General features: G+C 60.9%; 20 protein-coding genes and 1 tRNA gene. 10 read left to right on the top strand and 11 right to left on the bottom strand.

The window, feature by feature from the left end; translation table 11 throughout:
- Positions 1 to 54 precede the first annotated feature (54 nt).
- On the bottom strand, positions 55 to 1,464 hold the full coding sequence (gene radA / locus H3V08_RS05010) for a DNA repair protein RadA (protein WP_198181807.1): 1,410 nt from the start codon (positions 1,462 to 1,464) through the stop codon (positions 55 to 57).
- A gap of 131 nt (positions 1,465 to 1,595) precedes the next feature.
- Between radA and H3V08_RS05005 the strand changes: the two genes are divergently transcribed.
- On the top strand, positions 1,596 to 2,219 hold the full coding sequence (locus H3V08_RS05005) for a hypothetical protein (RefSeq protein ID WP_198181806.1): 624 nt from the start codon (positions 1,596 to 1,598) through the stop codon (positions 2,217 to 2,219).
- Positions 2,220 to 2,287: 68 nt separating this feature from the next.
- Entirely contained in the window at positions 2,288 to 2,377 is a 90-nt protein-coding gene (locus tag H3V08_RS05000) for a 30S ribosomal protein bS22 (RefSeq protein ID WP_003817716.1), read from the top strand.
- A gap of 78 nt (positions 2,378 to 2,455) precedes the next feature.
- On the opposite strand, the gene rpiA is transcribed toward H3V08_RS05000, so the two are convergent.
- The 4 genes from rpiA to H3V08_RS04980 all read right to left on the bottom strand — a co-directional run bounded on the left by rpiA (position 2,456) and on the right by H3V08_RS04980 (position 7,274).
- Positions 2,456 to 3,154, bottom strand: a complete 699-nt coding sequence (rpiA, locus tag H3V08_RS04995; RefSeq protein ID WP_033490605.1) for a ribose-5-phosphate isomerase RpiA — start codon at positions 3,152 to 3,154, stop codon at positions 2,456 to 2,458.
- A gap of 93 nt (positions 3,155 to 3,247) precedes the next feature.
- Complete coding sequence (locus H3V08_RS04990) at positions 3,248 to 4,366, bottom strand: ribonuclease H family protein (RefSeq protein WP_198181805.1); 1,119 nt, start codon at positions 4,364 to 4,366, stop codon at positions 3,248 to 3,250.
- Between the two features lie 81 nt (positions 4,367 to 4,447).
- Positions 4,448 to 6,121, bottom strand: a complete 1,674-nt coding sequence (gene pgm, locus H3V08_RS04985) for a phosphoglucomutase (alpha-D-glucose-1,6-bisphosphate-dependent) (protein WP_198181804.1) — start codon at positions 6,119 to 6,121, stop codon at positions 4,448 to 4,450.
- Positions 6,122 to 6,185: 64 nt separating this feature from the next.
- Positions 6,186 to 7,274: a diacylglycerol/lipid kinase family protein gene (locus tag H3V08_RS04980; RefSeq protein ID WP_198181803.1), complete on the bottom strand. Its 1,089-nt coding sequence runs from the start codon at positions 7,272 to 7,274 to the stop codon at positions 6,186 to 6,188.
- A 199-nt stretch (positions 7,275 to 7,473) separates the two neighbouring features.
- Between H3V08_RS04980 and H3V08_RS04975 the strand changes: the two genes are divergently transcribed.
- The 5 genes from H3V08_RS04975 (at position 7,474) to H3V08_RS04955 (ending at position 11,244) form a co-directional block, all read left to right on the top strand.
- Positions 7,474 to 8,154 carry a serine dehydratase beta chain gene (locus tag H3V08_RS04975; protein WP_198181802.1) on the top strand — a complete coding sequence of 227 codons (681 nt, stop codon included), beginning with the start codon at positions 7,474 to 7,476 and terminating at the stop codon, positions 8,152 to 8,154.
- 28 nt (positions 8,155 to 8,182) lie between these two features.
- A complete protein-coding gene (gene sdaAA, locus H3V08_RS04970) occupies positions 8,183 to 9,058 on the top strand; it encodes an L-serine ammonia-lyase, iron-sulfur-dependent, subunit alpha (protein ID WP_198181801.1) in 876 nt (291 codons plus the stop codon).
- Between the two features lie 85 nt (positions 9,059 to 9,143).
- Entirely contained in the window at positions 9,144 to 10,430 is a 1,287-nt protein-coding gene (serS, locus tag H3V08_RS04965) for a serine--tRNA ligase (RefSeq protein WP_033497659.1), read from the top strand.
- 92 nt (positions 10,431 to 10,522) lie between these two features.
- Positions 10,523 to 10,605, top strand: a tRNA-Ser gene (locus H3V08_RS04960).
- A 141-nt stretch (positions 10,606 to 10,746) separates the two neighbouring features.
- Positions 10,747 to 11,244 carry a hypothetical protein gene (locus H3V08_RS04955; RefSeq protein WP_198181800.1) on the top strand — a complete coding sequence of 166 codons (498 nt, stop codon included), beginning with the start codon at positions 10,747 to 10,749 and terminating at the stop codon, positions 11,242 to 11,244.
- A 70-nt stretch (positions 11,245 to 11,314) separates the two neighbouring features.
- Here H3V08_RS04955 and H3V08_RS04950 read toward each other — a convergent pair whose 3' ends face one another.
- Complete coding sequence (locus tag H3V08_RS04950) at positions 11,315 to 11,926, bottom strand: Type 1 glutamine amidotransferase-like domain-containing protein (protein WP_198181799.1); 612 nt, start codon at positions 11,924 to 11,926, stop codon at positions 11,315 to 11,317.
- Positions 11,927 to 12,106: 180 nt separating this feature from the next.
- Here H3V08_RS04950 and H3V08_RS04945 point away from each other — a divergent pair, with 180 nt between their 5' ends.
- A complete protein-coding gene (locus H3V08_RS04945; protein ID WP_198181798.1) occupies positions 12,107 to 12,766 on the top strand; it encodes an HAD-IA family hydrolase in 660 nt (219 codons plus the stop codon).
- Positions 12,767 to 12,853: 87 nt separating this feature from the next.
- Here the strand turns inward: H3V08_RS04945 and H3V08_RS04940 are convergent, their stop codons facing one another.
- Both H3V08_RS04940 and H3V08_RS04935 read right to left on the bottom strand, forming a co-directional pair.
- Positions 12,854 to 13,546, bottom strand: coding sequence for a response regulator transcription factor (locus H3V08_RS04940; protein WP_332461852.1), 693 nt, complete (start codon positions 13,544 to 13,546; stop codon positions 12,854 to 12,856).
- Positions 13,547 to 13,628: 82 nt separating this feature from the next.
- Entirely contained in the window at positions 13,629 to 14,894 is a 1,266-nt protein-coding gene (locus tag H3V08_RS04935) for a PspC domain-containing protein (RefSeq protein WP_442859357.1), read from the bottom strand.
- A gap of 268 nt (positions 14,895 to 15,162) precedes the next feature.
- Here H3V08_RS04935 and H3V08_RS04930 point away from each other — a divergent pair, with 268 nt between their 5' ends.
- On the top strand, positions 15,163 to 17,070 hold the full coding sequence (locus H3V08_RS04930; protein ID WP_198181795.1) for a PspC domain-containing protein: 1,908 nt from the start codon (positions 15,163 to 15,165) through the stop codon (positions 17,068 to 17,070).
- Positions 17,063 to 17,749: a Yip1 family protein gene (locus H3V08_RS04925; protein ID WP_198181794.1), complete on the top strand. Its 687-nt coding sequence runs from the start codon at positions 17,063 to 17,065 to the stop codon at positions 17,747 to 17,749. The genes H3V08_RS04930 and H3V08_RS04925 overlap by 8 nt, the downstream gene beginning before the upstream one ends.
- Here H3V08_RS04925 and H3V08_RS04920 read toward each other — a convergent pair.
- The 3 genes from H3V08_RS04920 to H3V08_RS04910 are packed head-to-tail and all read right to left on the bottom strand — an operon-like array spanning position 17,739 to position 22,176.
- On the bottom strand, positions 17,739 to 19,355 hold the full coding sequence (locus H3V08_RS04920) for an alpha/beta hydrolase family protein (RefSeq protein ID WP_198181793.1): 1,617 nt from the start codon (positions 19,353 to 19,355) through the stop codon (positions 17,739 to 17,741). The two genes, H3V08_RS04925 and H3V08_RS04920, sit on opposite strands and share 11 nt — an antisense overlap.
- Positions 19,356 to 19,412: 57 nt before the next feature.
- Positions 19,413 to 20,057 (bottom strand): DUF4125 family protein, encoded by a 645-nt coding sequence (locus H3V08_RS04915; RefSeq protein ID WP_198181792.1) that lies wholly within the window; start codon positions 20,055 to 20,057, stop codon positions 19,413 to 19,415.
- A 49-nt stretch (positions 20,058 to 20,106) separates the two neighbouring features.
- Positions 20,107 to 22,176: a DUF4037 domain-containing protein gene (locus tag H3V08_RS04910; RefSeq protein WP_198181791.1), complete on the bottom strand. Its 2,070-nt coding sequence runs from the start codon at positions 22,174 to 22,176 to the stop codon at positions 20,107 to 20,109.
- Positions 22,177 to 22,363: the final 187 nt, after the last annotated feature.

Here is a 22,363-nt window from a genome sequence, read left to right as displayed (position 1 = left end):
CTAGGGTTTCCTGCCATCTTATAGCCTTTCGGGCACCGGCCCGTATGGCTGTGGTCAGCGGACCCCCAGGGCATCCAGGGCATCGGTCAGGGTGGATACCTCAACAACCTCCAACCCGGGAATGGGCTTGGTGGTTCTTTTCCCCCTGGCGACAGGTATCAGGGCACGGGTGAATCCCAACCGGGCGGCCTCGTTCAGCCGATGGTTCAGTTGGGGCACCGGCCGTACCTGGCCGGTCAGGGAAATCTCGCCGATGGCGCAGGTGGTCTTTCCGATGGGCTTGGCGCTGGCGGCGCTGGCCAGGGCCGAGACGATGGCCAGGTCGCAACCCGGCTCCTTGGCCAGCCCGCCGGCAATCGTGGACACGTACAAGTCCTTGGTAAGCAGGTTCACATGCCCGTGCCGGTAGAGGACCGCAGCCAGCATGGACAGACGGTTGGCGTCGATGCCGTTGGTGTTCCGCCTGGGTGTCGGCAGGACGGAGGCTGTGACCAGTGCCTGGATCTCGATGGGCAGGCTCCTGTGTCCGTCAAGTGTGAAGGTGACACAGGTCCCATCCACCTGGTCCTGGGAGGCCGAAAGGAAGAGGCCGGTGGGGTCGGTCACCTCTTCGATGCCCTGCTCGCCCATGTCGAAGCAACCGACCTCGTCGGTAGGGCCGAACCGGTTCTTGGTCGCCCTCAGCATGCGCAGGGCGGTCTGGGAGTCGCCCTCGAACTGGCAGACCACATCGACCAGATGCTCCAGGGTGCGTGGACCCGCAATGGACCCATCCTTGGTTACATGACCCACCAGGAGGACGGGAATGTCATAGGTCTTGGCCATGTCGATCAGGGATATGGCCACCTCCCGTACCTGGGTCGACCCTCCCGAGATTCCATCGACCTTGTCGGAAACGATGGTCTGGGCCGAATCGACGATGACCAGGTCGGGCTTCTCCTGTTCGATAAGCCCCAGCACCGTGGCCAGATCTGTTGTGGAGGCCAGGAGGAGTGAATCCTTGACGGCCCCGACACGGGTGGCCCTCATGCGCACCTGGGCCTGGGATTCCTCTCCGGATACATAGAGGACCTTGGTGCCGTCATTGTTCCTGCCGGCCACCCGGCCAGCCGTTTCCAGGAGAAGTGTGGACTTGCCGATTCCGGGCTCCCCGGCCACCAATATGACCGACCCGGGCACGATCCCACCGCCCAGGACCCTGTCGAACTCGGTGAATCCGGTGGGTACCCTGGTGGGGTCTTCGGAACCTACCCGGGTGATGGGTTTCGCCTCTTCCGAGCCGGGCTTGGCCGGGCGTGTGTGACCTCCGCCTGCGGCGGAACCCGGCCCCTCAGCACTCCTGGATCGGGGTTCGCGGAACTCTTCGACGGTTCCCCACTGCCCGCATTGAGGGCAGCGCCCGAACCACTTTGCGCCGGTCCATCCGCAGTCGGTGCAGACGTATTGCAATCCAGTCTTGGCCATACCAGCACGCTATCCAAATTGAGCGACAAGGGGTAGTCATATTCACTCGGAGGTGGATGGTTCATCGAAAGGCGAATCGCTTGCAACGACTCTTCGCATCGGTCGCGTCGCGCCTATGAGAGAATAGGGGTATGCCAACTACTCCATCAACTGCTGTTCGTCGTCGCCGTATCAGGCTGGTCATCGCCCTGGCTGCCGTGGTTGTTCTGGTCCTTCTCTCCGCATTCGTCTGGCCTCATTGGGCCGTTAAGGGTCAGGGGCCAAACGCGGGAGCGGCTGCAACGGCCGGGCAGAGCCAGGGGCAGTCAGCCAAGCCCAGTCCCAGGATCGCCGCCGTGCCGCTTCCGGAGAACTCAAGTGAGTTGCTCAAGGCCATGCCCGATGCGGTCTCCAATTTTGCCCGTACCGAGGCCGAAGCCGCCACGGACTGGGGGGCCAGGGTGCCGGTCGAGGAATATACCCTGGCCTATTCCACCGGTCAGGACGGCGAGGAGGTGACCCTCCACCTGGCGCAGTGGACCAAGGCGGCTGATGCCAAACAGGCCTACGACGCCTTTGCGGCCGGGATGACCGGCAAGGAGCTTGCTTCCGGCAGGGTCAAGGCTGAAGGCGGAGCCACCGGTGTCTATGTGGAGAGGGAAGTCGCCGGGGATGCCAAAACCGCCCAGGCGCTATGGCAGAATGACACTGTTGTCTTCCAGGCTCAGGGGCCCAAGGCGGCCCTGGAAGCCTTTTACAAGGCATTCCCTCTCTAGTAGTCGCCCAAGCGGTGTACTATTGGGCAAGTTGGACACTTCCAGGTATATAAGGATCGGAGGCTCGGATGGGTTCTGTCATCAAGAAGCGCCGCAAGCGGATGAGCAAGAAGAAGCACCGCAAAATGCTGCGTAAGACTCGTCACCAGCGCAAGTAGCTTTATGACTTACGGCCCCCAGGGTCGGAGAAACCCCCGAATCGGTATGATTCGGGGGTTTCTTGTTTCTTCTGCTGCCTACTTGTTGGAGTTCGTCATGACTCGTGGGCCGTTGGGGTCGCCGACAATGACGGTGTCGACCATGTTCAGGAAGAGTCCATGCTCCACCACGCCTACGGTGGTGATCAGGTCCTGGGCCAGATCCTCGGGATGCTCGATCTTCTCCATGTGGAGGTCGATGACGTGATTGTGCTCATCGGTCAGTACCGGCTGGCCCTGGTCGTCGAGACGGAGGACGGGTTCGTAGCCCCGCTCCTTGAAGCGGTCCAGGACGTGGCGCTCGCCGAAGGGGATGACTTCCACGGGCAGGGGGAATCGGCCGATGGTGTCAACGACCTTTGACTCATCGACGATCCAAACGATCTTGCTGGAATTGGTGGCGACGATCTTCTCCCAGAGCAGTGCGGCGCCGCCACCCTTGATGCCGTCGAAGTTCTTGTCAACCTCGTCGGCGCCGTCGATGGTGATGTCGATATGGTCCACATCATCCACGTCAACGATGTTGATGCCGTATCCCTCGGCCTGTTCCTTGGTGCGGAGGGAGGTGGTGACCCCCGTGAACGTCAGCCCCTCCTCCTGCACGCGGCGACCCAGTTCATCGACGAAGAATCGCACCGTCGATCCGGTGCCCAGGCCGACGATCATGTCGTTCTCGACCAGCTTGGCCGCTTCGATGCCGGCGGCCATCTTCAGCCTGTCCTGTTCGGTCTTGTCCATTGTTCTCCTTATCCAGCCCCATTACGAGGTGTGGCCTATACAAAGCTTGGTTCCATAGTACGCGAACCCGTTCGTCATCTTGCTGCCGGGCGGTCAGTCATCGATTTCGATGCCGTGCAGGCGGAAGGGGGCCTGGTCGATGACCACCCTGCCCTCCTGGTCTATGTACCCGTCGATTTCAATCGAGCCGGTGATGTGGAGCCTGTGTCCAGCGAAGCTGGGGCTCTGCGAAGGGGGCGGGGTTATGAAGACCTCACCCTTGGTCAGCAGCCCCCGGGAGGTCGGGGGAGTGTCCGTCGGCTCTGCTGATGATGGGGCCCCGTCCTCTTCGGGCGGACAGGCCATGTCTGGTTCTGTGCTCTCCGGGGAATCAGGGACCTGTGTGTTCATTGCCTGTGCCGGCGGATCGTCATTCCGCTCCTCAGGTGCTGCATCTGCCGATTGTTTTAAATCATCCTGCTCTTCCGGCTCCGCTTGTTCATTGATGTCAGAATCGTTCTCAGGCGGCTGTTCGGCTTGCGACTGGGTGTTTGTGATTGACGAATCTTCTGTTTCTGCGGTCGTTGCTTCCATCTCTTCCTCCTCGGCGGGAAGCGGCCGGTCGTCGGAGCTGGTGGCGCTGCGCTTGCGTCCCCGGGCATCCAGAACGGCGGGTCCCCCATCCAGCTCCTGCTGTACCTCATCCGGTACCTGCAGTCCCTGGGTGTAATCGGAGCACAGGAGCGACTGCCACCCCTCGATGGGCAGGCATCCGGTGCGTCCACCGTTCTTGGCTGATTCGGCGTACCCCCGGGCCAGAGAGTCGACCTTCTCGTTGAAGGTATCGCCGGCATGGCCCTTGACCCATACGAAGGTCACGGACCCCTCGCGTTGCCTGATTTCCTTGTCGATGGCCTCAATCAGCTGGCGGTTCTTGACCGGCTTGCCTGCGGCGTTCTTCCACCCCTTCTTCTTCCATCCGTGCACCCACTTGGAGGAGCAGTTGATGGCGTACTGCGAGTCGGTCTGAATTACCAGGGAGTCGCTTCCGGGGTGGGCACGCAGGGCCTGGAGCACGGCGCAGAGCTCGCCGATCTGGTTGGTGCCGTTGCTGGCCCCTCCTGCGTCTGCATCCCCACCCTGGTGGTCGGCCCAGGCCCATCCCATGGGTCCGTTGGGATTGCTCAGGGCGCTGCCGTCTGTTGAGACGACCACGGTCTTATCGTTTGTCATGGTTTCCAGATTAGACAGCATGTCAGAAAACCCCCGCAACCAGCCAGTTTGGTTGCGGGGGTTTGAGATTGCGTATGCGGCTCAGCCCAGGGCCTTGTCAACCACCTGGCCGGCCTCGTCCAGGACCTGGTCCAAGGCCTCGGGGGAGACGAAGGACTCGGCGTAGACCTTATAGATGTTCTCGGTGCCGGAGGGGCGGGCGGCGAACCAATTGTTCTTGGTGGTCACCTTGATGCCCCCTATCCTTGCCTGGTTGCCAGGTGCCTCGGTCAGCTTGGCGGTGATGGGTTCACCGGCCAGGGTCGAAGCGGTGACGTCGTCGCCGTTCAGACGGGTGAACTTCTGTTTCTGTTCCAGGGTGGTGGGGGTGTCGACACGCGTATACCAACTCTGACCGAAGCGTTCGACCTGCTCCTGGTGGAGTTGGGCCGGGTTCTTCCCTGTCCGCGCCGTGATTTCCGCGGCCAGGAGGTCGGGAATCAGTCCGTCCTTGTCTGTCGTCCAGACCCGGCCGTCCCGACGCAGGAAACTCATGCCGGAGCTCTCCTCACCGCCGAAGGCGACCTCACCCTTGAAGAGGGGGTCAACGAACCACTTGAAGCCCACGGGCACCTCGACCAGTCTTGCCCCGATGGAGGCGGCCACGCGGTCGATCAGGGATGAGGAGACCAGGGTCTTGCCGATACCGGCGCCCTCGGGCCATCCGGGCCGGTTGCCCGAGAAGAGGTACTCGGCGCAGACGGCGATGTAATGGTTGGGATTCATGACTCCACTGCCTGGGCAGACGATGCCGTGACGGTCCGCATCGGGGTCTGTGCCGCCTACCAGGTCGTAAGCATCCCAGGCCCCGGCTTCGAGCCTGTTCACCAGGCCCTTCATGGCAAAGGGGGAGCTGGGATCCATCCGTATTTTTCCGTCGTGGTCGACGGTCATGAACCGCCAGGTTGGGTCCACCTCAGGATTCACGACACCGATGTTCAGCCCATACCGTTCGTTTATCAGGGGCCAGTAGTTGACCGATGCACCGCCGAGCGGGTCGATGCCCAGACGTACGCCCGAGGAGCGAATCAGGTCGAAGTCGATGACGTTGCCCAGGTCTGCCACGTAGTGCTCTCGGAAGTCGAACCGCTCCACCAGATCGGACTCGATGGCCTGCTCGAAGGGAATCCGCCTTACCTGCCGGTAGTCGCCCAGAAGCTCATTGGCTCGTTCGGCGATGGCATTGGTCGTCTCGGCGGGAGCCGGCCCCCCTGTGGGCGGGTCATACTTGAATCCGCCGTCGGTGGGCGGGTTGTGTGAGGGGGTCACCACGATTCCGTCTGCCAGGTCAGAGCCAGTGAAGCGCTGGGTTCCGTCAGCGGCACGGTTGTGGGTCAATATGGCTTGGGAGACGGTGGGGGTGGGGGTGTAGTCGTCGTTGGCGTCTATCCGAACCCGGACCCCGTTGCCTGTCAGTACCTCGATTGCGGTCTTCCATGCAGGAAGGGATAGGCCGTGGGTATCCCGCCCGAGGTAGAGGGGGCCGGTGACCCCCTCGGCCTTGCGGCGTTCGGCAATGGCCTGGCTGATGGCGACGATATGAGCCTCGTTGAACGAGGTGGTCAGGGCCGACCCGCGATGACCTGAGGTGCCGAAGGAGACCTTCTGGGCATCGTTGCCAGGATCGGGAACAAGGTCGTAGTACTTGCCGATCAGGTCGTCCAGGTTGATCAGATCATCAGGTGTGGCGGGCATGCCCGCATTCTGTGCTGCCATGCCTTCTATCATGCCACCGGCATGGGAGAACTATCCGAGGGGAGTGGGGGCAGGGAGGAAGGCGTCAGTCGGTCTGGGGCACCCGGACATTCAGGGCCTGACGCTCCACCTCAAGGGCGATGTGGCGGGTCTCTCCCAGGATGTCCCCGTCAACCTGTGCCAGGGCAGGGTCATCCAGCTTGATTTCCGCCCGGGGCCCCTGGAGCTGGACGATGGTCGAGTTGGTGGAAAGGGGTGACTTGCTGGCCTTGCGGGTGATGGTCTGGTGCATGACATCGCCGAAGAGGTTGGCCCAGCCTATGAGTCCCGCCGAGGTGTCGATGATTTCGAAGTCAAGGTTTCCGTCGTCCCAGGACGCGTTGGGCATCAGGGAGAATCCCGGAATCTCGCCGCAGTTGCCGGCCATGAAGGTGCGGAAGGTCACTGATGTGTTGGTCTGGGTCACTTGGTCGGGGCGGGTGATGGATATGTCGCCGGTGTATTTGGGGGCGAACAGGTGCTTGGCTCCACTGATGAAGTAGGCCAGCCAGCTCACGGTCTTCTTGAGATTGGGGTCCGTGTCGTCGATCATCAGTGCGTCGAACCCGATTCCGGCGATGATCAGGAAGGCATGCCCGCGGTCCTTGTCCTGTCCGTCCAGGAGGAACATGCGGCCCACGTCCACCAGGTTGGATCCGTGTGAGGTCGCCACGGCCAGGGCGGCGTCCAGATTGCCGACGGGAATGCCCATGTTCCTGGCGAAGAGGTTGCCGGTCCCGATGGGAATGATGCCCATGGCCTGCCCGGTTCCAGCCAGGGCGCTTGCCACTGTCCGAACCGTCCCGTCGCCACCGACGGCGACGACCACCTGGGCCCCCTGTTCAAGTGCCATCAGGGCGCATGCCTTCCCATCCCTGTCCAGCCGGGTCTCAATGAAGCGAAACTCACGGATGTGTTTGGCCTTGCAGTAGGCCTGGATGTGTTTACGGGTCTCGGCGGCCTGGGGTTTGGAGGGGTTGATGATGAAGGCGTAACTGACCTGGTCGTCGTCCCTGGCCTCCAGTTTGCGTGCGAACTCCCGCTGTTTGTAAGCGCGCATGAGGAGGGCCACCGCCGCAAAGACAATGGCAAGTCCTGCCAGAGTGCACAGGAAGACGACTGCTGGAGTTGGCATGATTCCATTGTGCCGTCCCTGGTGGCGAGGCATCGGGAGCCGGCCAGACATGAACGAATCCTCTACGTTGCCTGTCACCTTGCGCATTCATGATTCGGGGTGTAAACAATGCAAGGACGTGATGTGCCGCTTGAAGTCGGGCGTGACTGCCGATGCAGGTGAGAAAACGATGGTTGAAGGGTGATGATGGGGCTCAGCAATGGGTAAGTACCGCAGTGTGTTCGACATCATCGGCCCTGTGATGATCGGGCCTTCCAGTTCCCATACGGCGGGGGCCGTCTCCATCGGGAGAATCGGTCATATCCTTGCAGGTGGCATACCTGACAAGGCCATGATTCATTACTATGAGTCCTTTGCCCGGACCCACAAGGGGCACGGTACCGATTACGCCATCGCCAGCGGTCTTCTTGGCCTGGCCCCGGATGATCCCAAGGTTCCCAACGCCTTGGCCATCGCCTGCGGCATGGGTGTGGATATCGAGTTCATCGAGGAGGATGGCGACAGCCCCATCCACCATCCCAATACGGCCGTCCTGGATATGGAAAAGGACGGGAAGGTCGTCTCCTTCTGGGCCTGTTCCATCGGCGGAGGGACCATCGAGGTCCGTCGAATCCGAATGGATGGTTATGACATGAGGCCTTCCGGTCTCCTGCCCATGCTCTTCATCGAGGAGAACCATTCCCGGAGTGACTCCGACAAGGCGCTTTCAACCGTTGAGGCAATGCTGGGCCGGGGCGGCCATGTCATGCAGAAGACCATATATCCCAAAATTGATGGCGAGGGTCGGCGGATGATTGGTTTTGAGTTGGAGCATCCCCTCTCCGCGGCTCAACAGGACGAGATCGATGTCCTCGCGTCGCGGCTGATCTACCTTCACTGAATTCAAATCGAGAAATAAGGAATGTGTCATGTTCGGTTCGATTGCTGAGTTGGTCGGCGCTGCAGAGAAGACAGGGACACCCATCTCCGAGCTGATGATCCAGCAGGAGTGCGCCAGATCGGGGCGGACCCGGGACCAGGTCTGGTCGAGGATGTCGCAGGATCTGGATGTCATGCTGGCCGCCGCCAAGAAAGGGTCGGAGGGCCGGGGCGTTTTCTCCAAGACCGGGCTGAGCGGGGGAGAGGCCGCGCTCCTGGACAGGTATAGGCGAAGTCGGACCACCTTGAGCGGTGACACCATGGTCGGGGCGGTGGTTGCGGCCATGGCCACCAATGAGGTCAACGCCGCCATGGGGGTTATCTGCGCAACGCCGACGGCAGGTTCCTCCGGCACTCTGCCAGGGGTCATCAATGCCCTCAGGGAGCGGATCGATCTTTCCAGGGAGGGGCAGGTCAGATGTCTGTTCACTGCTGGGGCCTTCGGTCTGGTTACTGCCAACAAGGCGATGATTGCCGGGGCCACTGGTGGCTGCCAGGCCGAGGTCGGGAGTGCGTCCGCCATGGCCGCGGCTGCCGCGGTCGAAGCCGCAGGTGGGGATCCGGCAACCTGTGCCGAGGCATTCGCCATGGCGTTGAGCAACCTCCTCGGCCTGGTCTGCGATCCGGTGGCCGGACTCGTTGAGGTTCCTTGTATCAAGAGGAACGCCATAGGTACGACCAACGCCCTGATTTGCGCCGACATTGCCCTCTCCGGAGGGACAAGCAAGATTCCTGCCGACCAGGTGGTTGCGGCCATGAAATCCATCGGAGAGGCCATGCCTGCATCCCTGCGCGAGACCGGGGCGGGTGGTCTGGCCGATACCCCTGCCGGCAGGGAGTTCAGAAAGACCGTTTTCGGCGAATAGGTGCCGTAGGCGGGGTGGTCCGATTCGTTGATTACCGCGCCCCGGCGAAGCCATCCGTGTCGATTGGCGGAAGTAGAATCCAACTATGCTAGATATCCAGTTCATTCGCGAGCATCCCGATGTGGTTAAGGAATCCCAGCGAAAGCGCGGCGAGTCCGTGGAACTCGTCGACGAGGTTCTCAAGGCCGACGACCAGCGCAGATCGGCGCTCCAGGCCTACGAAACCTCCAGGGCCGAGCAGAAGTCCTTGGGCAGACAGGTGGCCTCGGCATCAGGTGATTCCAAGGCGGAGCTGATTGCCGGGACCAAGAAGCTGGCCGAGCAGGTCGGACGCAACAAGACCGCTGCTGATGAGGCTACGGCCGAATACACGAATCTCCTGTGGCGATTCAGCAATCTCGTGGAGCCCGAGGCACCCGAAGGCGGAGAGGATGATTACGTGGTCGTCAAGCAGGTCGGCACGCCGCGGAACTTCAAGTCCGAAGGCTTCGACCCCAAGAACCATCTGGACCTGGGTGTGGGTGTGGCTGGAATCGACATGCGCCGGGGCGTCAAGATCTCAGGATCCCGCTTCTACTTCCTCCGGGGAGATGTGGCCCGTATGGAGATCGCCATGCTGACCATGGCCGTGGATCAGGCGCAGGAGCATGGCTTCATCCCGACCATCACCCCGACACTGGTCCGCCCCGAGGTCATGGCAGGCACCGGCTTCCTCAATTCGCATGCAGATGAGATATATCGTCTGCGTGAGCCCGATGACCAATACCTGGTGGGCACTTCTGAGGTGGCCCTTGCCGGTATGCATGAGGGCGAGATTCTCGATTTGTCCGATGGGCCCCTGCGTTACTGCGGATGGTCCAGCTGCTACCGCCGTGAGGCAGGCGCCGCCGGCAAGGACACCATGGGCATCATCCGCGTCCACCAGTTCAACAAGGTGGAGATGTTCGTCTACTGCAAGCAGGAGGACTCCCGCGAACAGCACCAGCAGCTGCTGGCCATGGAGCAGGAGATGCTGGAGAAGGTCGACGTGCCCTATCGCATCATCGATACGGCGGCGGGCGATTTGGGATCCTCTGCCGCAAGGAAGTTCGACTGCGAGGCCTGGGTGCCTACTCAGAACCGTTATCGCGAGCTGACCTCCACCTCCAACTGCACCGAGTACCAGGCCCGCCGTCTGAACGAGCGTGAACGCCTGGAAGACGGGTCGACCCGCTCGGTCAGCACCCTGAACGGCACGCTTGCCACGACTCGCTGGCTGGTTGCCATCCTGGAGAACCACCAGAACGCCGACGGATCCATAGTGGTACCGGAGGCCATGCGCTCCTATATGGGTGGCAAGGAGGTCCTTGAACCCACCAAGTGGGAGGTCTGAGCCTGATTTGCGGTGCGGCCCGCGACCCTCGGCGGAATGTCGATGGAGCGGATGTCGTATCATGATAGTTGTGCCTGATGGTTCAGGCTCATGGACAGGTGTCTGAGCGGTCGAAAGAGACGGTCTTGAAAACCGTTGAACGAAAGTTCCGCGGGTTCGAATCCCGCCCTGTCCGCACGGCTGGCCCTGGAAGAGATTCCAGGGCCTCTTTGTATATGGGGCGACGGGCGTGAAATGCGCGAGGACGGTGCGTCTTGGCCCTGTATCGGTACTATCGTGGCAGCGTCGGCGATGTTCATATGAAAGGTGCAGAATCATGACCTACTTCGTCACTATCGTCTCCCTGTTGGGTGACTGGCTCCTTTTCACCTTCCCCCTGTATCAAGGGTTGATGGAGCTGAACGACTACCAGGAGCTCCTGGTGGGTTTCGATGAGATAAGCGGGAAATGGAAGATGATATCGCCCTGGTGGTGGTTGGTTCCCGTGGTCAAGATACAAAAGGAACGTACCCGGGGGTACAGGATTTTGCGCGAGGCCACCAAGAGCAAGAGTGAGCGGCATCGGGCGCTCAGTTTCATCGATAAGGCCACAGCCTGGTACTTCGTCGCACTGGCCGGATGGTTGAAGATGATTGCCTCCTCCTACGAGGTCCTGGAGGCCTTTGGCTGCGGCGAGGCAGTTTGGCTCCTCATCGTCATGGTTGTGCTGATGACGGCCGGCGGCCTCTTCAATGCCTACTACCGTATCGGGAAGAAGCGTGTAAGCCGTAAGGAGGAGGAGCTCAAACCGGGGGATGAGGTCAGCAACGACTGACTTCTCGCCGCTCACCTAGCCTCCCCGCCAGGGCAGCTTACGTAAGGGTTTCAGATGGTGGCCAGGTGGTTCAGAGGATGGACAGGCACCTGTCGCATACCCTGATGACCTGGCTGTTGGTGATGGCGACGATGGGGAGGGAATCCCGGTACTGCTCGATGATCTGGTAGTTGGTTTCGGCGAAGGGTTCCTCGGTGTAATGCGGTAGTGGATGGAAATCCACCAGGTTGAGTCCCTCGGTGGAGGTCAGGTCCGGGGCTGCCGATCTCGGGTCCATGGCCTCCAGGTAAGCGATGTCCGGTCCGGTGACGACGGAGCCTGCTGACTCGCCGATATAGAGTTTGCCGCGGTTGACCTGGTCCTTGATCTGCTCGCCGGCACCGGTCTTCTGCAGTTCCTGCAGGAGAAAGAAGGTATTGCCTCCTGACAGGTAAATCAGCTCATCCTCTTCCAGGCTCTTCCTGATGGTGTCCTGGTCGGCGGTCGATATCTCCAGCTCGTCAATCCGGCATCCTAGGTCGGCAAAGGCCTTGCGGGCATCCTGTACGTACCAATCGGATTCCTCTGGCAGGTTGGCCGTAGCAATGAAGGCGACGGTCCGTCCTTTCAGGGAATCTCCGGCAGCGTCTTCAACCTTGTCGGCTACTTCGGCGAACGATGAAGTCAGGAAAAGCTGTTTCATTTCTGTCCTTAGACATATGGGCGAGACTCCGTGCCCGGGTTATGCAGACCTGGTTTCCATCTTCACCGCGTGGTCCGCCTGTTCACTTGCATTCCCCTGGCAGTATACCGCCGGTTGTTTCCAGGTCGGGGCAGGCAAGGAAAGGGCGTCTTGTAGTTCAGCCTGGTTACCATATGGACCATGGGTACGCGGGGAGAGGGAATCGGCGGTTTTCAAACGGATGAAGAGGACGGACGCATCCGTCATCTGCTGTTTTCCGCACGAGGGGTGCTGGTCGATTGGAACCCCCGCAAAGCGCTGGTAGGGCAGTATCCTCAGGGCGTCATCGACATGGTTCTGGATCCTTGCGACGAGTGGGGAATCTGGCGTTATCGGACCCTGATGAATCTGGGCTGGGACGAGGAGCGTGCCCTGGCTGATTACGAGAGTACCCATGGGCCTGCCGTGGCCTGGGTATTCCGCCTCTACCTGGAGCGATTCGCCCTGACGATCACGGGAATGCAACCCGGCATGGACGAGCTGCTTGATGACCTTCACGATCAGGGCTTCACCTTGTGGGGACTGTCCAATACCACACGGTCCCATGCCAGGTTGGCTGAACGGAAACTGGAGACGCTCGGCCTCCTGGATGGCGCCCTTATATCCGCTGAAGAGCATGTGCAAATGCCTGATTCTCTGTTCTTCCAGCTTGCCCTGCGCCGGTTTGGTATATCTCCCACCCAGGCGGTTTTCATCGGTGACTCACCAGATCAGGTGGAAGCCGCCGAGTCCTGCGGAATAAGGAGCATCCTCTTCAAAGGCGCAGACCATCTTCGTGAGGAAATACTGAAACTGTCATGACTTCCTGACTTTGATCCAGGGATCTCAACGTACGCATACAGCAGGCAGATGCGTCTTATCGGTAGGCGCCCGAATGCCTGTCCTGCATCAGACGATGCGGCGGTCAGCCGCCCAACGCGTGAGCTCGCTTCGGTTGGAGAGCTGGAGTTTGCGCAGCACGCTGGAAACGTGGGTCTCCACCGTCTTGACCGAGATGAAGAGTTCGGAGGCCACCTCCCGGTAGGTGTATCCGCGAGCAATCAGGCGCATGACCTCCTGCTCCCGGGAGGAGAGTCTGTCCAGTTCATCGTCCTGGGCGGGTAGGCCGGTCTCTGTGGCCTCGTCGTCCTGGAAGGCCGAGAGGACGAATCCCGCCAGTTTGGGTGAGAAGACCGCATACCCTTCGTGAACCTGGCGGATGGCTGAAATCAGATCGTTGGAGGAGATGGTCTTGGTCACATACCCCTGAGCACCGGCCCTGATGACCGAACCGACGTCCTTGGGCGAGTCGGAAACGGACAGGGCCAGGAAGACGGAGTTCGGCGAAAGGGGGTGGGACCTGGTCAGGATTTCAGCACCTCCGCCACCCTGCCCGCCCGGTACGTGAACGTCGAGGAGGACAACATCCGGCTGGGTCTCCCGCACCATGAGAATGGATGATTCCACATCCGGGGCCTGCCCGACGATGCTGAAATAGGGTTGGAGCGTGGCGATGACGCCGGTGCGGAACATCTCATGGTCGTCAACAACGGCGACACGTATTGACTGAGTATCATCCGGCCTGTCGGCGGAGGCATCGATGCCTGAATCCGGACCGTCCCCGACTGTCCTCCGACCGCCGTTCTTTGCGGTCAAATCATGGTTTTCCACAAGCAGAATCCTATCATTCCGTCGTCTGTCGGAGGTTTCGGCCTCCATTGGTCTCTTGCTGTTTGCCCGCCTGCTGGCTGGCTGTCGAAAGAGGCATGTGCATCCTCACCTCTGTGCCCCAGCCAGGTCGTGAAACTATCTCGACCGTACCGCCCTGTCGCTTGATGCGTCCCACGATGGACTGCCTGATGCCTAGACGGTCCGGTGGCACCTTGTCCATGTCGAAGCCGGAACCGTGGTCTCGCACGAACAACTCGACCTTGCTGTGCCCGGCCTCGCAGTATACCGATATGGGTTCGCCCCCGTGGGTCACCGCATTGACCAGGGCCTGGCGTGAGGCATCGAGAAGGGCGTCCGTCTGGGCGCAGGGCATGGCATCGCCGACGGTGACCACCTCGATTGGCCTTCCGAACGAATCCTCGATCTCGGCGGCTATGTCGCGGATACCGGTCCCTACCGACCGCTCCGAGGGGGTCCGGTCCTGGTAGAGCCAGTTGCGCAGGTCGCGTTCCTGGGACCTGGCCAGGGTGAAGACGGTCTGGGGATTGTCGGCATGGAGCTGGATGAGTGCCAGGGTCTGCAATACCCCGTCATGCAGGTGGGCGGTCATGTCGGCGCGTTCCTCCTCGCGTTCCTTCAAAGCGCTCTCCCTGCTGAGTTGGTGGATCAGGGAGCCGATCCAGGGTACGGCGACGGCCGTGATTCCCAACAGGAGTATGGCTGCCATCGACATCATGGTCAGCGCCCGGTTGAGCGGGAGGGTGGAAAGGAGGAAGGTGATGACCGAAGCGAGTATGAGGCCCAGGCTGGTCAGTAGGAGGGGGATGCGGAGACCGGAGTCCCCGGTTTGGATCCAGGAGAGGCCGATGCCGGTCAGGAAGAGGAGAGCCGGTATGACGACCGCGGGTCTCACGTTGCCGATGAGCATGAAGAGGGCCAGGAGCAGAAGGATGACGCCCAGACCTGCTATCAGTTTCGGCCTGGAGGTGTTACCAAAGAGCTGGCCCAGGACAGTGCGCTGCTTCTCTTCGGGGTGTTGACCAGGGTTGGGGGGTGTGTTGCCCCGTGAGAGAGGGGACCGACTCTGGGGAGGGACCATTGCTGCGGCAACCGGGTCTCCGGAGGGAAGTGTCAGCCAGAGGAAGACATACGGTATGGCGCCCACAAGAGTCAGAGCCAAAAGGAGGGCGACGATGCGCACCCACCCCACCTTGATGCCGAGATGAAGGCTGATTCCCATGCAGACACCGCAGACCATACGTCCGTCTTGGGGGCGCATCAGAGGAAGCCTTGCAGGATGGATGGGGGTCGGGAACTGTTCCGGATAGGGACGTTCCTGCCATTGGTATACCTGCTGGGGCGGCACCCCCTGCCGGTTTTCAGGATTCTGTTGCGAACCAAACCGACCTTGGAAGTTCCTCTGTGTCGAGTTCATGTTTCCATTATTTACCGTCTGGAGTAATCAGGGGGAGGTTTCAGGGTTTTTCAGGGTCGAATCAGGGTGTTTCCCTATGCCCGGGCAGACTTCTTTCTGCTGTAATACAAGTATGAGCGGATATCAAAACAATCGTAACGGGCAGCCCGATGAAAGGCTGAGCGATAAGCTGTTTCGGATGAGCCGGGAATCCTATCTGGTGCGTCCGGATGACAGGTGGATTGGTGGGGTCTGTGGTGCCATCGCCCGGCGTATGGGCTGGAATGTGGCCCTGGTCAGAGCCGTGATGATTCTCTGCGTATTCCTGTTCGGGGCTGGCGCAGCCTTCTACGGGTTCGCCTGGTTCGTATTCCCTGACAGCTACGGAGCCATCATCGCCGAGGATATACGTGACGGGCGGTGGCAGGGTTCCATGGTCGGCATCATCATCTGCTGGCTCTTGGCTGCAGGGGCCTTGGGAATCGGAGTGGCTTCCTTCCTTATTGCGGGACTCCTGCTGTATTGCCTCATCAGATGGAGCAGACAGGAGGCCTTGCGGTACTTTACCGGCAACGATGGCCCCGGCGGAGGTCCAAATGCCGCCCCGGGGTATGGCTCAGGACCGCTCGGTCCCTCCCCGGCAGGTCCTGGCCCATACGCTCCCGGGCCATGTGGTGCGCAGGGGCCATACGGAGCAGGTCCTTACGGTTATGGTGGCAATGGTTCCGGCGGCTACAACCCGGGTGCGGGTGCCCCAGGTGTCAATGGTCCCAATACCGGTGGTCCCGCCCCCTATGGGGCTGGTATAGGTAACAACGGTCCTGCTGGGCCCAACCCCCATGGTCAGGGGATTCAGAACCCTGGCCCCTACGCCTTGGGTTCCGGCGGTCCCGGTTGGCAGGGCGGACCGCAACCTCAGGCCCCCGATTCCTTCCCCGACGCAGGGCAACTCCATTCCACCGGAGTTGGTCCTGACCTGCATCGGTCCAGTGCCGGTGGCGGACCGGCCTCCCCAGGCGTTCACGCGGCTTCTTACCCTTCTGCGAGCGCTCCGGTTCCGGCCTATACCGGTCTGTCGCCGGAGCCTCGGCCCCGTGTACGCAGGCTGCGTCGGAAGCCCGCAGGCCCGGGGTTGGTCAGCCTGATGCTGGGGCTGATACTGGTCTCTGGCGGAGTTGTCTGGATAGTGGCCGTCAATCCATACCGCGGCCTTCCCGATACCATGCGGATAGCGCTGGTCTGGGCTGCTGCCGTGACCCTGGTGTTGGGAATCACCATCCTCGTTCTGGGATGCATCGGGCGGCGTTCCGGAGGGCTGACCCCGATTGCGATTATTTCGGCCCTGGTTGTTTTGGTTTTGAGTTGCATCAGTATATGGGTCGGTAATACGGAATACGCCGTTCGCTCCAACCTCGATACCTACCGCACGATCCGCGTGGGTGAGGGTGGCAGAACAATCGGATCGACCAGAGAGGAGATGGAGAGGTACAGGTCCGGAATTCTCCTGAAGGGTGATGTCGACCACCGGGGCAAGGCGATCATCGATCTGACCGACTTTGAAAAGAACAACGGCACCCATCAGGTCGAGATGACCGACTCGGACAGTTCGACCTCAGGCTGTCCGACCGGTGAAATCCGTCTTGCTGCGCTATTCGTCGATATTGAGGTCATCCTGCCCCAGGGTTGCACGTATTCCTTTGCACATCCGGGCGACGACCTTCTCAACTACGGACCCGATGTCGAGCCACGTCTCCTGATGAACGGGGACTGGTGGAAGCAGCAGATTCAGGACAGGAAAGAGCACAACCTGGTGCCTTGGTATTGGAGTAATTTCAATCAGGGCGACGACAAGCACAGGCCGGACAATCCGGAGTTGAATATCATGCTTCGGCCGGACATCGGAGGCCACCTCGAGGTCACTACAAGGGGTACCGCCACCCTGCCCGAGAGGAAGGTGGTTGAGAACGACAACCACCGAAACAGGTACCGTGACGACGATGATGATTGGTACTCGGATGAGGAGGATGGGGACGATGAGTGAACTGACGGATTCCGAGAAGGACAAGGGTGAGATGGGTATGGAGGAAGTGAAGCCGACCGGAGTGGAAACCGCTGAGACGGAATCGACGGGTACGGACCCATCCGTGACGAATACGGTTGAGGCGAACAAGGCCGCAAGGGATACCAAGGCATCTCTTGGAAGCGATGCGCCCGTTGAAGCTGCCGATAAGGGCGGGTCGGATACCGATACGTTACGTATGGATGAAACGAACACGACAGGGGCGCCGGCATCGGGGTCAGGTCCTCAGAAGGCACCCTTCCAGCCCAACTCCGCTCCCATGTATCGGGCCCCCAGGCAGCCCGAGCCTGCACCGATACGGCCTACCGGAGCAAGCACCCCGACCATCGTTCTGGGATGCATCATTTCCCTCTTCGCCCTGGTCTTCCTTATCCTGGGCCTGATTTACCTCCACTACGGGCAGAAGATGACACAGGCCCTCAACTGGTCGGTCATTTTCCCCGCTTTCTTTGCGGTCATCGGCTGCCTCCTGGTGGTCATTGCCATCATGTACTGGATGTCGGGAATGTACAGGCGGCACCGAGATTCCAAGAATCTGCGAGGAACAGCCGAATTCCAGGAGGATCAATCGTCACAGGTGAGCGAGAAGGACGCTTCGGCGGTCAATCGGTCAGATACCGGGCCCACGGTCAGAAGCTGAACAGCCCCCAGAAGGCCAGGGTGGCGAGAATCATGATGGATCCGGTCACGGTCAGGACCAGGGTGAGCCAGTGTTCCCAGCCTGCTGCCAGATGGATTACATGGGGCGGCACCTCAGTCCCTTCCTCCTGATTGTTTGAAGGAACCCTGATTACAGCCCGTGTAATCAGCGAGGCCAGGACCAAGCTCAGGACCAGGGCCAGGCATCTGAGCCCGGTCCATCCTGCCACGGATGCTGACGACAGAGGTTCGAGGGTCAGGGCGTGGCGAACAACACGCAGCGCATACCAGACCAGGAGCCCCATAACGACCAGTGACCCCAGACCCAAACCACATAGTCTGACGGCAATCCCGCTACCGTATCCGGTTGTTCCGGCCCGAGCCTCTTCCGGGTCGCGCTGCAATTTCCGCTTCCTGACCCAGGCTGCCAGGGCTGTCCCGCAGGAAGACAGGAGCGCAAGCAGGAGGAGGACAGGTCCGCCCACCATCAGTATCAGGAGTGTGTCCAGTGAGCGCAGGAGCCCAGGGCTGGTCTTCTGGGGTGCGGCAAAGAGCTGATCGGGGCTGCTTCCGGCAATCATGGGCGTTGCCCACTGGTCGGCACCGGTGCCCTCGGCAATCCCGTTGATCCAATCCTCCAGGTCGTGCGTGTAATGGGACTCCAGCGGGAGCCCATCCTTGGCCAGGCGCGATCCGGTTCTGATTTGATGGTTGGTGGGGTAATACCGGACGGTCATGTTCCGGTTGCCGGCATTCCGGGTGCGGCGCATGATTTCCCTGGTCCCCTGTTCCACTGGCATGGAGACATCCTCGGTACCGTAGTTGACCAGGGTCGGCTGGGTGATGTGGTCAAGATAGGGGAGGGATGCAAAGTCGGCATATTCGAGGCCCAGGGATGAGAAGTCCATCCCCAGGAGTTTCGGTATGACCTTCTTGATGCCCGACGGGGCCTTGATCAGATCGAGATATGAGGTTGCGGCCATGGGCATCTGCTGGCGTCCCGGATAGACGGGGGCGGAGGTCAGGATGGTGTAGGCCACGTCATGTCGGCGGGCGGTCATGATGCTTGAAATCCATGTGCCCTCGGATTCGGCGTATATGCCGACCATGGCCGGGTTGACTCCGGGCCAGGACCTCAGCTTTTCGAAGGACTTGTCGTAATCTCGCGACATGGCCTCGTAGTTCCTGTGCAGGGTGGAATACGTGTCCAGGCGCTTGTCGGGTACCAGGGTGGTGATGCCTGCCGAGGCCATGGCTGAGGCAAGATCTCCGTATACCTCGGAAGCCTTGCCGGTTCCTGCCCCGTGGATGAAGAGGCAGGCCGGCCTGGGGCCGGGGGCTCCCACGGGTTGGCGCACGATGGCATCGATGGCATGTCCAGGAGCCAGCTCGATTTGGATCTGGCTCTCCCGTACCTTGTAAGTGCCTTCAGGGGTTGTCGGCCCTTTTGTGGAGGCGATGGCCGTCTTCCTGGTGTCGACCTTGATATGGTCTTGGTACCGTTCCACCTGCCAGTTCGTGTTCATGGCCGAACCCAGCTGGACAAAGGCCACCAGGATGATGATGTATGTGGCCGCCAGGACCATCAAGCGTTTTCCGATTCGCACTGGACCAACTTTAGCGAGTCCCTGACCCATACATGGTGCGAGGAGGTCTCGCCCTGCCTAGGACTGCGCCCGCTCAGCCTCATCCAGGCTGTTGAACCCGTTCTGCTTGACTGTGAACAGGATTGTCTCCGCCGTCAGATTTCGCCCTTGGGATGCCATATCGGCAATCATCCGCTCATACAGGCCCAGGGTCCTGGCTGAATAGGTGCTCAACTCGCCTCGGAGGTAGGTTTCGAACGAGGTGGAATCAGGGGTGTCCTGGCTGGTTCTGAGCACCCTCATCTCCCTGCCAAGTCTGGGGTAGCGCTCGCGGAATTCCTTGGCCCAGGCCACCTGCTGGTCGATGATGGCCTCCTGTCGGGTCTGACGCTCGATGCCCAGTTTCGGCAGGTAGGGGGCGATGTCGCGCCGGTACTGGTCGGGGACCGTGGACTCCATCATCCTTCCGTACTTCTCGGTCAGGAGGTTGCGCCCCGTGGCATCGGCCTGGTTCAGGTCGTCACCATAGCTGGATAGGAGGTCGGCCGGCCAGGTCATGAACTGGCTCAGTCTCATCTGGTGGAAAACCAGCCAGTTCCCCTGGCAGTTTGCGGGGCCGCCCTCGTTGTTGACACCTTGGAACTGAGCCCACTCGTGCCTGACGATATCCTCCCGCAGGGATTCGTCGTCCCGCTGGTCTTGCTCGTCGCCTTCGCTCGTCATTCGACGTCCTTTCCGGATTCGCCCCGTTTTGCTGCCCTTCGAGGGTCCTTTAGATGCTGTGCAGGACCGGGTCGGTGCCATGGATATGTGCCTCGATATAGGGGCGCTGCCATTCCAGGAAGGTCTCCTGACTGTTCGTGAGCCCCTCGGCCTGCAGTTCATGGACGATCCGAGCGCAGATGCCCTCTATCTTCTCCTGTACCTGCTTGGCGGCAGGGCCTGCCCCCTGGCCGCCCTCGCCGAATCCGGCTCCGCCGTAGCAGGCGGCCGAGGCGAGCCTGAGAATGTCCTCCAGTTCCTGGGTGACCTCTCCCAGCCGGGCGGCCATGAGTCTGCTGAGACGACGCAGGGCCGCGAACTGCCACTTGTAGTAGGGGAGGTAACCGACGGTCAGGGGGTTGTTGACCAGGAAGACCAGGGAGGCGGTGGCCCGAACGAATTCGTTGATGGAGAGCATCGCCGCCGCCCCATCCCCACGTGCCAGGGACCTGGGAAGGTTGTACTGACCCGCCTGGGATATCATGCCCAGGCGGCGCGATATGAGGCTGAAACGCACGTCATCCGGCATGTTCTTGAAACCCTGCCGGACTGAGAGCATCCTGCCCAGGGGGTCGGCGAAGATCTTCCCGTTCGTGGCGGCGGCCAAGGTCGGCTCGTCCAGGAGGAGCCACTCGTGAGGATGATCCTCGGGAGGCGCCTGCCTGTACCCGGTCAGGGATTCGAAGAAGTCGCCGATTTCAAAAACGCCGACCCTCCTGTTGGCCCCCTTGGCCCGGACGCTGTCGGTACGGGGATGGAAGCCCATGAAGTCCTGGGGGAGGGCCAGGTAGTCGGCTTCCAGATCCTCTCCAATGGCCTGGTAGTCCTCCTCCGTCAGCCAGATGCAGAACCCTGGTCCGAAATCATGGTCCCTGGAGACGGCATCGTCAAAACCGTAACAGTCCGACCCGTGCCCCATCAGTCCTACCGCCATACGACTGAAATACCGGGGGTACCTTTCTTGAATCATGGGTTTGCCGATTTGCTCCCAGTATGCCTTTGATAGGGCCAGCCCACTGATGTCAGGTGTGGCCGAAGTCCTGTGGGAATCCGGGTTGTGTCCGGTATCTGAATCGTAGTCGGTGCCGGTATTCCCTTCATCCTTCAACGGATGTGCGGTGGTGGGTAGGGAGGCATCGACGGCATCGGGATTCTGTCCGGCCTCTTTGGCTGCCTCTTCGGCCTGGTCGAGGTTCTGGCTGGTGATGGTGTAGTAGTCGCTGCCCTTGCCATACCTGGACTCGGTGATTGCCAGGGATTGACGATAGGCCTGTACCGCCTGGTCGAACCGGCCGGCAAAGAATCTGACCTGGGCGTATCCGGCCAGCGCCGAGGCGTAGTGGGCGCTCTCCTCCAGATGGCCTTGCCGGTAGATTTCCAGTGCTTTGGCGGCGTGGTCCGTGGCATCCTGAACGATTGCCTCGCGTTTATCCTCGTGCTTGCCGTCCGTACCCTCCTGGAGGAGCAGGAGGGCCAAATTGGTGTTGGTCGATGCCAGATCCAGGTCTGCTGAGGGATCGGGGCTCGAGTCCTCCAATATAGTCATCGCCTGGCGTAGTTCCTGCTCGGCCTGGTCGAACCGCCCGGTCTCGCTGTAGAGCATGGAGAGGTTGTTGTGCAGGGCTGCCAGCCTTCTATCATCGGGTTTGAGGGTTTTTGCTGCCGAGGCCAGGGCCTGCCGGTAGAGGTCCTCTGCCTGGTCATACTGCTTGGCAGCGCGCAGGCCTGTGGCCGCATTGATCAATGTGGTGGTCCAGGCCTCGGAGCCTTCGATTCGCATCCGTGTGGCCAACTCAATGGCTCGCTGGATAATCCACATGTTCTCCTTGTGCCGTCCCTGGGAGCGATAGAAGCCCATGGTCTCGTTGAGTACGGTCAGGAGTCCTGCGTCGTCTCCGGCGTTTTCGGCATCCACCAGGGCCTGCTGTAGGTAAGGTTCGGCGTCGTCCTTGGCCTTGCCTGCCTGGAAGATGGCATCCAGGCCGTCCAGGAACGCCTGGCTGTCAAATTCCCCATCAGTCTGCATATGTGCCGCGGAGTCTTCCCCCTGATGATTGTCGGCCTGCCTGTCGTCGACCATGTGGCCTCCCTCGCCTTTGATGACACTGCGAACCTGGCGGTACGTAGAGCAGTGTTCCCATTCTAAATCCGCAAGCATGAACGAACGCGGGAAACGGACGTTGATTTGGTCACACCGTTGCTGTGGTCTTGCCTGCATCGGTGATGGAAGTGATTACGTGCAGAGGAACGTCCGGTTGCGATTACGG

This window comes from Bifidobacterium sp. M0307, from assembly GCF_016100445.1.
GTDB lineage: Bacteria > Actinomycetota > Actinomycetes > Actinomycetales > Bifidobacteriaceae > Bombiscardovia > Bombiscardovia coryneformis.
This window is presented reverse-complemented; position numbering and strand designations above follow the sequence as displayed.

Excerpts from the sequence above, each read along its gene's own strand:
- radA (WP_198181807.1), bottom strand. The coding sequence starts at position 1,464 with ATGGCCAAGACTGGATTGCAATACGTCTGCACCGACTGCGGATGGACC.
- H3V08_RS05005 (WP_198181806.1), top strand. The coding sequence starts at position 1,596 with ATGCCAACTACTCCATCAACTGCTGTTCGTCGTCGCCGTATCAGGCTG.
- H3V08_RS05000 (WP_003817716.1), top strand. The coding sequence starts at position 2,288 with ATGGGTTCTGTCATCAAGAAGCGCCGCAAGCGGATGAGCAAGAAGAAG.
- rpiA (WP_033490605.1), bottom strand. The coding sequence starts at position 3,154 with ATGGACAAGACCGAACAGGACAGGCTGAAGATGGCCGCCGGCATCGAA.
- H3V08_RS04990 (WP_198181805.1), bottom strand. The coding sequence starts at position 4,366 with ATGACAAACGATAAGACCGTGGTCGTCTCAACAGACGGCAGCGCCCTG.
- pgm (WP_198181804.1), bottom strand. The coding sequence starts at position 6,121 with ATGGCAGCACAGAATGCGGGCATGCCCGCCACACCTGATGATCTGATC.
- H3V08_RS04980 (WP_198181803.1), bottom strand. The coding sequence starts at position 7,274 with ATGCCAACTCCAGCAGTCGTCTTCCTGTGCACTCTGGCAGGACTTGCC.
- H3V08_RS04975 (WP_198181802.1), top strand. The coding sequence starts at position 7,474 with ATGGGTAAGTACCGCAGTGTGTTCGACATCATCGGCCCTGTGATGATC.
- sdaAA (WP_198181801.1), top strand. The coding sequence starts at position 8,183 with ATGTTCGGTTCGATTGCTGAGTTGGTCGGCGCTGCAGAGAAGACAGGG.
- serS (WP_033497659.1), top strand. The coding sequence starts at position 9,144 with ATGCTAGATATCCAGTTCATTCGCGAGCATCCCGATGTGGTTAAGGAA.
- H3V08_RS04955 (WP_198181800.1), top strand. The coding sequence starts at position 10,747 with ATGACCTACTTCGTCACTATCGTCTCCCTGTTGGGTGACTGGCTCCTT.
- H3V08_RS04950 (WP_198181799.1), bottom strand. The coding sequence starts at position 11,926 with ATGAAACAGCTTTTCCTGACTTCATCGTTCGCCGAAGTAGCCGACAAG.
- H3V08_RS04945 (WP_198181798.1), top strand. The coding sequence starts at position 12,107 with ATGGGTACGCGGGGAGAGGGAATCGGCGGTTTTCAAACGGATGAAGAG.
- H3V08_RS04935 (WP_442859357.1), bottom strand. The coding sequence starts at position 14,894 with ATGCGCCCCCAAGACGGACGTATGGTCTGCGGTGTCTGCATGGGAATC.
- H3V08_RS04930 (WP_198181795.1), top strand. The coding sequence starts at position 15,163 with ATGAGCGGATATCAAAACAATCGTAACGGGCAGCCCGATGAAAGGCTG.
- H3V08_RS04925 (WP_198181794.1), top strand. The coding sequence starts at position 17,063 with ATGAGTGAACTGACGGATTCCGAGAAGGACAAGGGTGAGATGGGTATG.
- H3V08_RS04915 (WP_198181792.1), bottom strand. The coding sequence starts at position 20,057 with ATGACGAGCGAAGGCGACGAGCAAGACCAGCGGGACGACGAATCCCTG.
- H3V08_RS04910 (WP_198181791.1), bottom strand. The coding sequence starts at position 22,176 with ATGGTCGACGACAGGCAGGCCGACAATCATCAGGGGGAAGACTCCGCG.